The 12,050-nt window shown below is 70.4% G+C and carries 11 protein-coding genes and 1 pseudogene; 5 read left to right on the top strand and 7 right to left on the bottom strand.

What is annotated here, in order from left to right; genetic code table 11:
• Positions 1–225 precede the first annotated feature (225 nt).
• On the bottom strand, positions 226–1,467 hold the full coding sequence (locus tag AOK17_RS28575) for a sensor histidine kinase (RefSeq protein ID WP_055615446.1): 1,242 nt from the start codon (positions 1,465–1,467) through the stop codon (positions 226–228).
• A gap of 6 nt (positions 1,468–1,473) precedes the next feature.
• Positions 1,474–2,127 carry a response regulator transcription factor gene (locus AOK17_RS28570; protein ID WP_055615445.1) on the bottom strand — a complete coding sequence of 218 codons (654 nt, stop codon included), beginning with the start codon at positions 2,125–2,127 and terminating at the stop codon, positions 1,474–1,476.
• A gap of 391 nt (positions 2,128–2,518) precedes the next feature.
• On the opposite strand from AOK17_RS28570, the gene AOK17_RS51345 reads away from it, so the two are divergent.
• Positions 2,519–2,692: a hypothetical protein gene (locus AOK17_RS51345; RefSeq protein WP_169801958.1), complete on the top strand. Its 174-nt coding sequence runs from the start codon at positions 2,519–2,521 to the stop codon at positions 2,690–2,692.
• A 228-nt stretch (positions 2,693–2,920) separates the two neighbouring features.
• On the opposite strand, the gene AOK17_RS28565 is transcribed toward AOK17_RS51345, so the two are convergent.
• Both AOK17_RS28565 and AOK17_RS28560 read right to left on the bottom strand, forming a co-directional pair.
• Complete coding sequence (locus AOK17_RS28565) at positions 2,921–3,745, bottom strand: inositol monophosphatase family protein (protein WP_055615444.1); 825 nt, start codon at positions 3,743–3,745, stop codon at positions 2,921–2,923.
• Positions 3,742–4,869 carry a ferrochelatase gene (locus AOK17_RS28560; RefSeq protein WP_055615443.1) on the bottom strand — a complete coding sequence of 376 codons (1,128 nt, stop codon included), beginning with the start codon at positions 4,867–4,869 and terminating at the stop codon, positions 3,742–3,744. Before AOK17_RS28560 ends, AOK17_RS28565 begins: the two co-directional genes overlap by 4 nt.
• Positions 4,870–5,049: 180 nt before the next feature.
• Here AOK17_RS28560 and AOK17_RS28555 point away from each other — a divergent pair, with 180 nt between their 5' ends.
• The 3 genes from AOK17_RS28555 (at position 5,050) to sepH (ending at position 9,119) form a co-directional block, all read left to right on the top strand.
• Positions 5,050–6,288, top strand: a complete 1,239-nt coding sequence (locus AOK17_RS28555) for an MFS transporter (RefSeq protein ID WP_055615442.1) — start codon at positions 5,050–5,052, stop codon at positions 6,286–6,288.
• Positions 6,248–7,567: a D-arabinono-1,4-lactone oxidase gene (locus AOK17_RS28550; protein ID WP_055615441.1), complete on the top strand. Its 1,320-nt coding sequence runs from the start codon at positions 6,248–6,250 to the stop codon at positions 7,565–7,567. Before AOK17_RS28555 ends, AOK17_RS28550 begins: the two co-directional genes overlap by 41 nt.
• Positions 7,568–8,030: 463 nt before the next feature.
• A complete protein-coding gene (gene sepH / locus AOK17_RS28545) occupies positions 8,031–9,119 on the top strand; it encodes a septation protein SepH (protein WP_055615440.1) in 1,089 nt (362 codons plus the stop codon).
• A gap of 81 nt (positions 9,120–9,200) precedes the next feature.
• Here sepH and AOK17_RS28540 read toward each other — a convergent pair whose 3' ends face one another.
• Complete coding sequence (locus AOK17_RS28540; protein ID WP_055615439.1) at positions 9,201–10,028, bottom strand: sulfurtransferase; 828 nt, start codon at positions 10,026–10,028, stop codon at positions 9,201–9,203.
• A 314-nt stretch (positions 10,029–10,342) separates the two neighbouring features.
• On the opposite strand from AOK17_RS28540, the gene AOK17_RS28535 reads away from it, so the two are divergent.
• On the top strand, positions 10,343–11,137 hold the full coding sequence (locus AOK17_RS28535) for a VOC family protein (protein WP_055615438.1): 795 nt from the start codon (positions 10,343–10,345) through the stop codon (positions 11,135–11,137).
• Between the two features lie 50 nt (positions 11,138–11,187).
• On the opposite strand, the gene AOK17_RS28530 is transcribed toward AOK17_RS28535, so the two are convergent.
• Together AOK17_RS28530 and AOK17_RS52570 are read right to left on the bottom strand one after the other, a co-directional pair.
• Positions 11,188–11,844 carry a thymidine kinase gene (locus AOK17_RS28530; protein ID WP_055615437.1) on the bottom strand — a complete coding sequence of 219 codons (657 nt, stop codon included), beginning with the start codon at positions 11,842–11,844 and terminating at the stop codon, positions 11,188–11,190.
• Positions 11,845–11,896: 52 nt separating this feature from the next.
• Positions 11,897–12,050: pseudogene (locus AOK17_RS52570) on the bottom strand (alkaline phosphatase family protein); the annotation flags it as partial.

Here is a 12,050-nt window from a genome sequence, read left to right as displayed (position 1 = left end):
CCGTACACGGTCCGAATGCCGCACTTCAAAGGCGTCTCACCGTGTACTTCCCGTGATCTGGACCCCCGAAAACCCGGATGTTCCCGGCTTTACGACGGCCTTCTTGATCACGGAGAGTAGATGGCCGGAAATTCGCCCTTGTGATCGATCACACACGAAGCAGCCCACTGCATGCCCAGAAAATTCCGCGCAAAGCGAACATCCTCGCGTGTCGGCGACATGGTCTCAGACGGGCAGGGTTACTCGCATCACCAGTCCACCCCCCTCACGCGGTTCCGCGGCGATATGACCACCGTGGGCACGGGCCACCGACCTGGCGATCGACAGGCCAAGACCCACGCCTTTGTCACTGCCCGTCCGCTCCGTACGCAGTCGCCGGAAAGGCTCGAAAAGATTGTCGATCTCGTACGCGGGCACCACGGGCCCCGTATTGGACACCACGAGCACCGCCTGACCGTGCTGCACCTCTGTGGTCACCTCGACCCAGCCTTCCTCCGCCACGTTGTACCGCACGGCGTTCTGGACGAGGTTCAGGGCGATCCGCTCCAGGAGGACGCCGCTGCCCTGGACGACCGCGACATCGCGCTTCCCGCGGATCGCCACGCCCTTCGCCTCCGCCTCGCCACGGGCCTGGTCGATGGCCTGTGAGGCGACCTCGGCGAGGTCGACCGGCTTGCGTTCGACGATCTGGTTGTCGCTGCGGGCGAGCAGCAGCAGGCCCTCGACGAGCTGCTCGCTGCGCTCGTTCGTGGCGAGCAGCGTCTTACCGAGCTGCTGCAGCTCCACGGGCGCTCCCGGATCGGACAGATGCACCTCAAGAAGCGTGCGGTTGATCGCGAGTGGCGTCCGCAGCTCGTGCGACGCGTTCCCGACGAACCGCTGCTGGGCCGTGAAGGCTCTCTGCAGCCGCTCAAGCATGTCGTCGAAGGTGTCCGCCAGCTCCTTGAACTCGTCGTCCGGACCGTCCAGCTCGATCCGCCGCGACAGGTCCGACCCCGCCACCGCGCGCGCGGTGCGCGTGATCCGCCCGAGCGGCGACAGCACCCGGCCTGCCATCGCGTAGCCGAAGGCGAACGCGATGACTGCGAGGCCCAGGAGGGCGAGGAGCGAGCGGCTGAGGAGGCCGTCCAGAGCGTGCTGCTGCTGGATGGCCGTGCACTCCTTGAGCATCGCGTTCAGCTCTTGGTTGCTCCCGGCGTCGCCCAGCTGGGGGCAGTTCTCGCTGAAGAGCTTGAGGTTGCTCCCGGTCACCTGGAAGGAGACGCTGCTGCCCTCGCGGAGGGCCTGGGCCGCCAGCAGGTAGATGATCGACAACAGCAGGATCCCGGCGATCAGGAACATGCCGCCGTACAGCAGGGTGAGACGTATCCGAATGGTCGGACGCAGCCAGGGGAACGGCGGCTCCGGTTTCCTCGGGTCCCAGGTGGGCTTCGGGGGCGCCTTGGGAGGAGCGGGTGTCGTGGTCATCGGATATCAGATCCGGTAGCCGGAACCGGGCACCGTGACGATGACCGGGGGCTCACCGAGCTTGCGGCGCAGGGTCATCACCGTGACGCGCACGACGTTGGTGAACGGGTCGGTGTTCTCGTCCCAGGCCTTCTCCAGGAGCTGCTCGGCGGAGACGACGGCGCCCTCGCTGCGCAGCAGCACCTCCAGGACGGCGAACTCCTTGGGCGCGAGCTGGACCTCCTTGCCGTCACGGAAGACCTCGCGGCGGTTGGGGTCGAGCTTGATCCCGGCGCGCTCCAGGACGGGCGGCAGCGGCATGCTCGTACGCCGGCCGAGGGCACGCACGCGTGCCGTCAGCTCGCTGAAGGCGAAGGGCTTGGGGAGGTAGTCGTCGGCGCCGATCTCCAAGCCCTCCACGCGGTCGCTGACGTCTCCGGAGGCCGTGAGCATCAGCACGCGCGTGGGCATGCCGAGCTCGACGATCTTGCGGCAGACGTCGTCGCCGTGCACGAGGGGGAGGTCACGGTCGAGGACGACCACGTCGTAGTCGTTGACACCGATGCGCTCCAGTGCGGCCGCGCCGTCGTACACGACGTCGACGGCCATGGCCTCCCGGCGCAGTCCGGTGGCCACCGCATCGGCGAGCAGTTGCTCGTCCTCGACGACGAGTACGCGCACGTCGCTTGTCCTTCCTCTGTCCACCCGCGTAGCGCCTTCTCGGCGCACGCGGGCAGGGCCTGTCGCGGGTTGAGTCTCCATCCTGCCCTTTTCGGCCATAAGTCGGCTGTAAGGCGGGTGCGGGGGCCGGGGAATGCCAGATTTTCTCGTGCGGTTGAGGTTTCCGTGGAAGGGAGCGGGGGGAGGACGGCTTTACACCCCGCGATCACGCTCTGCTTGTGCCGCACCACCATGCGGTATGTCACGGTCCGCTTCCGCAGGGCGGGCGTGGGTGTCCGGCACCGTCGCCGCCCAGTGCGGGCAGCGCTGGGCACCCTGGAGACGTGATCGCCCCTTCCGAACGGCACACCCCCGTGCCACCGACCCACGACCCAGGACGAGGGGGCGCAGCATGGACGCATTCACCGCAGGACTTCTGCAGCGCATAAGGGCGACCGAGTCCGACCTGACGATGGCTCGCGAGACCGGCGACGACTTCCTCGCCGAGGTCGAGCAGGCAGAGCTCGACGACCTGCACCGCCTTGCCGCCGAGCACGGCGTGCAGGTCGGCGTGTCACACGTCTGATCAGCTCGCACAAAAGCGGGGCCCCGGCATCGATCCAGTGCCGGGGCCCCGCTTTTTTGGGCTCGGTTCGCCTCCGGGGCGCTACAGCCTGTGTCGAGACGGCGATCGTGCTCGACCCTCCTTCGTCGGGCGCTCCGCGCGTTCACCGTCTCGACACAGGCGCGCCCCTTCGGCTCACTCGCCGCTGATGTGTACGCGGTTCCCTCGTCGCCGTTGTTGTACTCGGCGTCAGTCGTGCCAAGCACCCAGTTCCTCCAGGCGGGCCTGGAGCGGTTCGAAGAGGCCGGGTGGGGCTGCGATGGTCAGGTCTGTCGAGAGGGGGTCTCCGGGGCGTCCGCCGGTCAGGGCGCCCGCCTCGCGGGCGATCAGGTCGCCGGCGGCGTAGTCCCAGGGGTTCAGGCCCCGCTCGTAGTACGCGTCCAGGCGGCCCGTCGCCACGTCGCACAGGTCGATCGCCGCCGAGCCGCCACGGCGGATGTCGCGGACCTGGGGGATCAGGTGGCCGACCACCTCGGCCTGCCGGGCCCGGCGCTCTGCGACGTAGCCGAAGCCGGTGCCGACGAGGGCCAGCCCGAAGGCGGGGGCGGGACGCACGCGCGCGGGGCGGTCGTTCACGTACGCGCCCTGCCCCAGGACGGCCCGGTAGGTCTCCGCGCGCATCGGGGCGTGCACCACCCCGACGACGGCCTCGCCGTCCTTGAGGGCCGCGATGGACACGGACCAACTGGGCAGTCCGTACAGGTAGTTGACCGTGCCGTCGATCGGGTCGATCACCCACTGGACGCCGCTGCTGCCCTCGACGCTGGCGCCCTCCTCGCCGAGTACGCCGTCGTCCGGCCTGCGGTCGGCCAGCAGACCGGTGATCAGCTTCTCGGACGCGATGTCCATCTCGGTGACGACGTCGACGGCACTGGACTTGGTGGCGGCCACGCCCAGGTCGTCCGGGCGGCCGTCACGCAGGAAGGCGCCCGCGCGGTGGGCCGCGTCGAGCGCGATCTCCAGCAGCTCGGCCTTCAGCTCGTCGCTTGTTGTGGCGGTCACGGTGCTCCTCATGCGTACGGGCTGTCGGTGCCCGCGGCTGCGGGCTTGGGGGCGCGGGCCGGGCAGCAGCCCACGGGGCACAGGTTGTGGCTCGGGCCCAGGGCGCCGAGCGCGCAGGGCGTCACGTCCCGGCCGCTCTCCGCGGCGGCCCGCTCCAGGACCAGCTCGCGGATCGCGGCGGCGAACCGCGGGTCGGCGCCCACGGTGGCCGATCGGCGGACCGGCAGTCCCAGCTCCTCGGCCTTCGCCGTGGCCTCCGTGTCGAGGTCGTAGAGGACCTCCATGTGGTCCGAGACGAACCCGATGGGCGCCATGACGACGGCCGGGACGCCGGCGCCGTGCAGCTCTTCCAGGTGGTCGCAGATGTCCGGCTCCAGCCACGGGATGTGCGGGGCGCCCGAGCGCGACTGGTAGACGAGCTGCCAGGGGTGGTCGATCCCGGTCCGCTCGCGCACGGCGTCGGCGACGAGCCGTGCGACGTCCAGGTGCTGCTTCACGTACGCCCCGCCGTCGCCGTGGTCCTCGACCGGGCCCGAGGTGTCCGCCGAGGCGTCCGGGATCGAGTGGGTCGTGAAGGCGAGGTGCGCGCCCGCGCGGACGTCCTCGGGGAGCTCCGCGAGGGACTTCAGAAGGCCCTCGATCATGGGCTCCAGGAAGCCGGGGTGGTTGAAGTAGTGCCGCAGCTTGTCGATGCGCGGCAGCTCCAGGCCCTCCCCCTCCAGGGTGGCCAGGGCTCCGGCGAGGTCCTCGCGGTACTGCCGGCAGCCCGAGTACGAGGCGTACGCGCTCGTGGCGAGGACCAGGACCCTGCGGCGGCCGTCGGCGACCATCTCGCGCAGGGTGTCGGTCAGATACGGGCCCCAGTTCCGGTTGCCCCAGTACACCGGCAGGTCCAGCCCGTGCTCCACGAAGTCCTTGCGGAGGGCGTCCAGCAGGGCGCGGTTCTGGTCGTTGATGGGGCTGACCCCGCCGAACAGGAAGTAGTGCTGCCCCACTTCCTTGAGGCGTTCCTTGGGGATTCCCCGTCCACGCGTCACGTTCTCCAGGAACGGGACCACGTCGTCGGGGCCCTCGGGGCCGCCGAACGAGAGCAGGAGCAGGGCGTCGTAGGGGGTGGCATCGAGCGCGTCTCGCATGTCTCGATCCTGCCACTCGGCTCCGACAGCCGGACAACGGCGGGGTGCCGGACAGCGGCGGGGTGCCGGACAGCGGGCGACCTGGGTGCTGGCCGACATCCGCGTATGAGTCGGGGTCACCTGACCCGTAAGCTGTATCGGCCGCATTCACGCCTTACCGGACCGCTCCCGGAGACCCCCGTGCCCAGCCCCTACCGCGCCCTGTTCGCAGCCCCCGGCTCCAAGGGGTTCACCACCGCGGGCCTCCTCGGCCGGATGCCGCTGTCGATGATGGGCATCGGCGTGGTCACGATGATCTCGCAGCTCACCGGGCGGTACGGGCTCGCGGGCGCGCTCTCGGCGACCATGGCGCTGTCCGCCGCGGTGTTCGGCCCGCAGATATCCCGCCTGGTGGACCGGCACGGGCAGCGGCGCGTGCTGCGCCCCGCCACACTGTTCGCGCTCGCCGCGTCCGCCGGGCTGTTGCTGGCCGCGCACTTCGGCTGGCCGGACTGGGTGCTGTTCCTCTGCTCGGCCGGCATCGGCTGCGTGCCGAGCATCGGCGCGATGACCCGGGCGCGCTGGGCCTACCTGTTCCGGGGCAAGCCCCAGCTGCACACCGCGTACGCCTTCGAGTCCGTCGTCGACGAGATCTGTTTCATCTTCGGGCCGATCATCTCCATCGGGCTGTCCACCGTCTGGTTCCCGGAGGCCGGGCCGCTACTCGCGGCCTGCTTCCTGGCGGCCGGCGTCTTCTGGCTGACCTCCCAGCGCGCCACCGAGCCCCCGCCGCATCCGCGTGAGCACCACACGGGCGGCTCGGCCCTGCGCTCGGCCGGGCTGCAGGTCCTGGTGGCCACCTTCGTGGCGACGGGGGCGATCTTCGGGGCGGTCGACGTGGTCACCGTCGCCTTCGCCGACGAACAGGGCCACAAGGGGGCCGCGAGCGTCGTCCTGGCCGTGTACGCGGCGGGCTCCTGTCTGGCGGGGGCCGTGTTCGGACTGCTGCGCCTCGGCGGAGCGCCCGCCCGCAGGTGGGCGCTGGGCGTATGCACCATGGCCGTGAGTATGATCCCCCTCCTACTGGTCGGAAACTTGCCGTTCCTGGCCGTGGCGCTGTTCGTTGCGGGCCTGTCCATCGCGCCGACGATGATCACGACGATGGCCCTCGTCGAACTGCACGTACCTCGCGCGAAACTGACCGAAGGCATGACATGGGTGAGCACCGGACTCATGGTCGGGGTCGCGCTCGGCTCCTCCCTGTCCGGCTGGGTGATCGACACGGCCGGGGCGCGGGCCGGGTACGGGGTTCCGGTCGCGGCCGGAGCAGTCGCGGTCGCGGTGGGATTCCTGGGGTATCGCCGGCTCAGCAGGCCGGTTCCGCAGCGGGAGGGGACCCATGAGCAGCACAGTGAGCGGGAAGAGCGGCACCTGGCGTAACTGGGCGGGGAACGTCACCGCCCGGCCGGCCCGGGAGGTCACTCCGGCGTCCGTCGAGGAACTCTCCGCCGCCGTGCGCCAGGCCGCGGAGGACGGGCTCAGGGTGAAGGCCGTCGGCACCGGTCACTCCTTCACGGCCGCCGCCGCCACCGACGGTGTGTTGATCCGCCCTCAACTGTTGACCGGGATCCGCAAGATTGATCGTGAGGCAGGCACCGTCACCGTCGAGGCGGGCACCCCGCTCAAGCGTCTCAATCTGGCTCTCGCGCGCGAGGGACTGTCGCTCACGAACATGGGCGACATCATGGAGCAGACGGTCTCGGGGGCGGTCAGCACCGGGACGCACGGCACCGGCCGCGACTCCGCCTCGATAGCCGCCCAGATCACGGGACTTGAGCTGGTGACGGCCGACGGCTCGGTCCTCAGCTGCTCGGAGAAAGAGAACCCCGAGGTGTTCGCGGCGGCCCGCGTCGGCATCGGCGCCCTGGGGATCATCACCGCGATCACCTTCTCCGTAGAGCCCACTTTTCTTCTCACGGCCCGTGAGGAGCCGATGAGCTTCGACGAGGTGACGGGTTCCTTCGACGAACTGTTCGCGGAGAACGAGCACTTCGAGTTCTACTGGTTCCCGCACACCGGCAACTGCAACACCAAGCGCAACAACCGCAGCGCGGGCCCGGAGAGACCGGTCGGCACCGTGCGCGGCCTCTTCGAGGACGAGTTCCTCTCCAACGGCGTCTTCCAGGTGGCCAATTACGTGGGCCGGGCCGTGCCCGCCACGATCCCCTCGATCGCCAGGATCTCCAGCCGCGCCCTGTCCGCGCGCACCTACACCGACATTCCCTACAAGGTCTTCACTTCCCCGCGCCGGGTCCGCTTCACGGAGATGGAGTTCGCCGTCCCGCGCGAGGCGCTCGTCGAGACGCTGCGCGAACTGAAGGCCATGGTCGACCGTTCGCCACTGCGCATCAGCTTCCCGGTGGAGGTGCGTACGGCGCCCGCGGACGACATCACGCTCTCCACCGCGTCCGGCCGGGACACCGCGTACATCGCCGTCCACATGTTCCGGGGCACGCCGTACCAGGCGTACTTCAGCGCCGCCGAGCGGATCTTCACCGCGCACGAGGGGCGGCCCCACTGGGGCAAGGTGCACACGCGCGACGCGGAGTACTTCGCCGATGTCTACCCGCGCTTCGGCGAGTTCACCGAGTTGCGGGACCGGCTCGACCCTGAACGGCTGTTCGGGAACGACTACTTGCGCCGGGTGCTGGGCGAATAGACGCGGACGTTTGCACGAGACTTCGAGACGCCCGCGCGAGAAGAGGACGTACAGGCGAAACGATTAGTTCCGTTTGCGGTGATTCAGTGAAGCGCGCCACGCGCCATGGTCACCGGAACGTCGCCCCGGGTGGCCAACTCCCGTCCCCGGACAGAAGTTCGGCGGCGTGCCGATCCACGCAAGTGGCCCGAATGGAGTACTGTTGCGAGCCCTGGGTCCGGACACTCGCCAGGGCGTCCGGGGCCTTCCAGGACCGCCGGGAGGGGGCTCGTTGCACAGGGTGATGGAGTTCGTCACTTAGCGTTGCGAATAGGTAACCGTGCCATAACGGCGATCCCGGGCCACCGCCCGACACGCCGGGCAACTCGGCAAGGTTGTGGCAGGCTGCACCCGGGCAGGCCACACTCGACTAGCGGAAGCAGCGACGCACGTGACGTCGGCAGGCACCACCCGGGAGGTCCCCATGCCCGAACTGCGTGTCGTGGCCGTCTCTAACGACGGCACACGGCTGGTGCTGAAGGCTGCGGACAGCACGGAGTACACGCTTCCGATCGATGAGCGTCTGCGCGCCGCTGTACGCGGCGACCGTCCCCGCCTCGGCCAGATCGAGATCGAGGTGGAGAGCCATCTCCGCCCCCGAGACATCCAGGCACGTATACGTGCGGGAGCGTCCGCCGAAGAGGTCGCCCAGCTCGCCGGTATCCCCGTCGACCGGGTGCGTCGCTTCGAAGGACCCGTACTCGCCGAGCGTGCCTTCATGGCGGAGCGTGCCCGGAAGACCCCTGTCCGCCGCCCTGGCGAAACCACCGGTCCCCAGCTCGGCGAGGCGGTGCAGGAGCGGCTCACGCTGCGCGGCGCCGACAAGGAGACCGTCCAGTGGGACTCCTGGCGCCGCGACGACGGCACCTGGGAAGTCCTGCTGGTCTACCGGGTGGCGGGCGAACCGCACGCGGCGAGCTGGACGTACGACCCGCCCCGGCGGCTCGTCCAGGCCGTGGACGACGAGGCGCGCTCGCTGATCGGCGAGTCCGACGACCTCGCCGCGGCCGAGCCCAGCTTCCCGTTCGTACCGCGCATCGCCCGGCTGCCGCGCGACCGTCCGATGGACCGTGCCCTGGACCGGCAGACGGAGCGGCCGAGCCTGCCCTCGCCGTCGCCCGAGCCGGACCTGGAGGAGACCGCCAGCGAGCGTGATTCGCTGACCAGTCTCCTGGAAGCGGTGCCCAGCTTCCGCGGCGACATGGTGGTGCCCGAGCGTCCGTCGACCGCTCCCGTGCCCGCCGCCTCGACGACCTCCACCACGGAGCGTCCCGAGGTGGAGGAACCGCTCGACGCGGAGCCCGAGGCGGAGGAGCCCCCGGCTCCCGCGGCCTCGGCGGGTTCCGCGTACGCGGACGTGCTCATGCCGCGCTCGGTGGCCAGTCACCGCGACCGGCTGATCGGTGCGACCGACCGGCAGGCCGAGGCGGACGGGGTGCGTCCCGGACGCAGAGCGGCCGTGCCGAGCTGGGACGAGATCGTCTTCGGGACACGCAGGAAGAAGCAGGACTAGGACATGCCGGAAAGGGCTCGCACCACCTTGGTGCGAGCCCTTTCCGCTGCCGTGCGCCGTTCCTCCATGAAGCTGCTGGGGCTACTGCGGGTCCGGCCCCGTGGCCACCGGGCGGTTGTCGTCCTGGGACCACTCCGACCAGGAACCCACGTACAGCGCGGCCGGGATGCCCGCGACCGTGAGCGCGAGGACCTCGTGCGCGCCGGAGACACCCGAGCCGCAGTAGACGCCGACCTCGGAAGTGCCGGTCGCGCCCAGCGACTTGAAGTGGTCGGCGAGGTCCGCGGCGGGGCGGAACTGGCCGGATTCGGCCACGTTCTCCGTGGTGGGCGCGGAGACCGCCCCGGGAATGTGCCCGCCGACGCGGTCGATGGGCTCGACGTCGCCCCGGTAGCGCTCGGCGGCCCGGGCGTCCAGGAGCAGACCGGTGCGGGCCAGCGCCGCGGCGCCGTCGGCGTCGAGGAGGGACAGCGCGCCGGGGGCCGGTACGAAGGTGCCGGCGGAGGGCGAGGGACTGCCGGACTCGACCGGGCCGCTCCAGGCCGCGAGGCCGCCGTCAAGCACACGCACCGACGGATGACCCGTCCAGCGCAGCAGCCACCACGCGCGCGCGGCGGCCCAGCCGAGCCCTCCGTCGTACACGACCACGTCCCGGTTCTCGGACACTCCGGCCGCCCGCACGGCCGCTCCGAAGACCTCCATGTCGGGCAGCGGATGGCGGCCCGCCGCTCCGGCGGGGGCGGCGAGTTCCGAGTCCAGGTCCACGTAGACGGCCCCCGGAATGTGCGCCTCCTCGTAGGCGGAGCGCAGGTTCGGGCCGCCCAGCTGCCAGCGGATGTCCAGGACGACCGGCGGATTCGGACCCGCCAGGTCGCTCGCGAGTTCGGGTGCGGAGATGATGGCGTTCATGGCCACCATCCTTGCGCACGGGGTGGCCGCATCGTCCAGCTCCGGCTACTCTGCTCGGCCGGGCCGCCCCGACCACTCGGCGTGCGGACCCGGCCACACGCTGTATGCCTGATGGACATCAGCAGGCAATGGCGGGGAAACGGATGGGAACCAGCAATTCGGGCATCCTCCCGCCATGGGCCACCCGGCCGGGGCGCGCCGTCCCCCTGGTGGTGCGAACATCGGCACCGGGCGCGGAATGCGCACGGCGGCGGAACACGCGGTTCGGTAGTGGAAGTGAAGCGGCCCCACGAGGCGCCGAGGAGAGGGTGACGATGACCGAGGCACGGGGGTCGGCCGGCCTGAACGGCAGTGCGTACACGCCCGGCACACCCTGCTGGGTGAGCCTGATGGTGCACGGGATGGCCGCGACCCAGGAGTTCTACGGGGACCTGTTCGGCTGGGAGTTCCAGCCCGGCCCGCAGCACCTCGGCTCGTACGTGCGGGCGCAGCTCGACGGCCAGGAGGTGGCGGGTATCGGCCAGCTTCCGCCCGATCGTCATCTGCCCATCGCCTGGACGCCCTACTTCGCCTCGGACGACGTGGACCTGACGGCGGAGACGGTCCGGCACTGCGGCGGTACGGTCGGCGTCGGCCCGCTCGACGCGGAGGACGCCGGGCGGCTGGCGATCGCCTCGGACCCGGCGGGTGCCGTGTTCGGCGTCTGGCAGGCCGCGGCCCATCTCGGCACGGGCATCACCGAAGTCCCGGGCACGCCCACCTGGAACGAGCTGATGACCCGCGACTCCTCCGGCGTCGCCAAGTTCTACGAGACGGTCTTCGGTTTCGAGCAGGAACCCGTCGTCTCCGCCGACTTCGACTACATCACCCTGCACATCAAGGGGCGCCCGGTGGCGGGCATCCACGGCGTCGGCAACTCCCTGCCCCGCGACCGGGGATCCCATTGGATGACGTACTTCGAGGTCGCGGACGTGGACGCGTCGCTCGCCCATCTGCTCGACCTGGGCGGCCATGTCCTCAAGCCGGCCCGTAACACCCCGCACGGCCGGATCGCCACGGTGGCGGACCCGGAGGGGGCGGTGTTCTCGGTGGTGCGGACAACTCACTGAGGGGGGCGTCGGCGCCCTTCAGGGCGGTCCCCTCACGGACAGGCGGGCCCTCAGGTCCGGGACACCGCGTCCACCGGCAGCACGTCCGGGGAGAGTACGCCCGCGCGGGCGCTGGCCGCGGTGGTCCGGCGGCTGTGATGCCTGCGGCACAGGACCTCGTAGCCGATGTCCTCCGACTGGTCGACGTCACCGACGACGACCTGGGCACCCTCGACGACCATCCGGCCGCCTATGGTGCGGGCGTTGTGGGTGGCGCGGGCGCCGCACCAGCAGAGGGCCTCGACCTGGAGGACCTCGACCCGGTCGGCGAGTTCGACGAGGCGCTGGGAGCCGGGGAAGAGCTTGGAGCGGAAGTCCGTCGTGATGCCGAAGGCGAAGACGTCGATGCCCAGGTCGTCGACCACGCGCGCGAGTTGGTCGATCTGCTCGGGGGCGAGGAACTGCGCCTCGTCCGCGATCACGTAGTCCGCGCGGCCACCCTTCGAGAGGTGGTCGACGACGTACGCGTACACGTCCTGGTCGTCCTCGACCTCCACCGCGTCCGTGACCAGGCCGAGGCGGGAGGACAGCTTGCCCTCGCCCGCGCGGTCGTCGCGGGTGAAGATCATGCCCTGCAGGCCGCGGGCCGAGCGGTTGTGCTCGATCTGGAGAGCCAGTGTCGACTTCCCGCAGTCCATGGTTCCGGAGAAGAACACCAGCTCGGGCATGGGGAGTTGAGCACCTTTCGGCATGAGGGGTTCGCTGGGCGGGCGGGGAGGGTCAGGAACGTACTTCCAGGAGCGGGATGTGCTGCTCGGCCGCTGTCATCGAGCCGTGGTTGCCGACCATCGCCGACTCCTTCGGCTCGCGCTCGGACGCGATGATCAGTACGTCGTCACGGGCAGCCGCGACCACATCGCCGATGCGCTCGTAC

This window comes from Streptomyces phaeochromogenes (genome assembly GCF_001418655.1).
GTDB lineage: Bacteria > Actinomycetota > Actinomycetes > Streptomycetales > Streptomycetaceae > Streptomyces > Streptomyces phaeochromogenes.
Note: the sequence above shows the minus strand (reverse complement) of the source record. Positions and strands in the feature narration are given on the sequence as shown.

What these genes read in the sequence shown, in the direction of transcription:
- sepH (WP_055615440.1), top strand. Translation starts at nt 8,031, where the DNA reads ATGCCCGAACTGCGTGTCGTGGCCGTCTCTAACGACGGCACACGGCTG.
- AOK17_RS28560 (WP_055615443.1), bottom strand. Translation starts at nt 4,869, where the DNA reads ATGCGAGACGCGCTCGATGCCACCCCCTACGACGCCCTGCTCCTGCTC.
- AOK17_RS28530 (WP_055615437.1), bottom strand. Translation starts at nt 11,844, where the DNA reads ATGCCCGAGCTGGTGTTCTTCTCCGGAACCATGGACTGCGGGAAGTCG.
- AOK17_RS28535 (WP_055615438.1), top strand. Translation starts at nt 10,343, where the DNA reads ATGACCGAGGCACGGGGGTCGGCCGGCCTGAACGGCAGTGCGTACACG.
- AOK17_RS51345 (WP_169801958.1), top strand. Translation starts at nt 2,519, where the DNA reads ATGGACGCATTCACCGCAGGACTTCTGCAGCGCATAAGGGCGACCGAG.
- AOK17_RS28540 (WP_055615439.1), bottom strand. Translation starts at nt 10,028, where the DNA reads ATGAACGCCATCATCTCCGCACCCGAACTCGCGAGCGACCTGGCGGGT.
- AOK17_RS28550 (WP_055615441.1), top strand. Translation starts at nt 6,248, where the DNA reads ATGAGCAGCACAGTGAGCGGGAAGAGCGGCACCTGGCGTAACTGGGCG.
- AOK17_RS28575 (WP_055615446.1), bottom strand. Translation starts at nt 1,467, where the DNA reads ATGACCACGACACCCGCTCCTCCCAAGGCGCCCCCGAAGCCCACCTGG.
- AOK17_RS28565 (WP_055615444.1), bottom strand. Translation starts at nt 3,745, where the DNA reads ATGAGGAGCACCGTGACCGCCACAACAAGCGACGAGCTGAAGGCCGAG.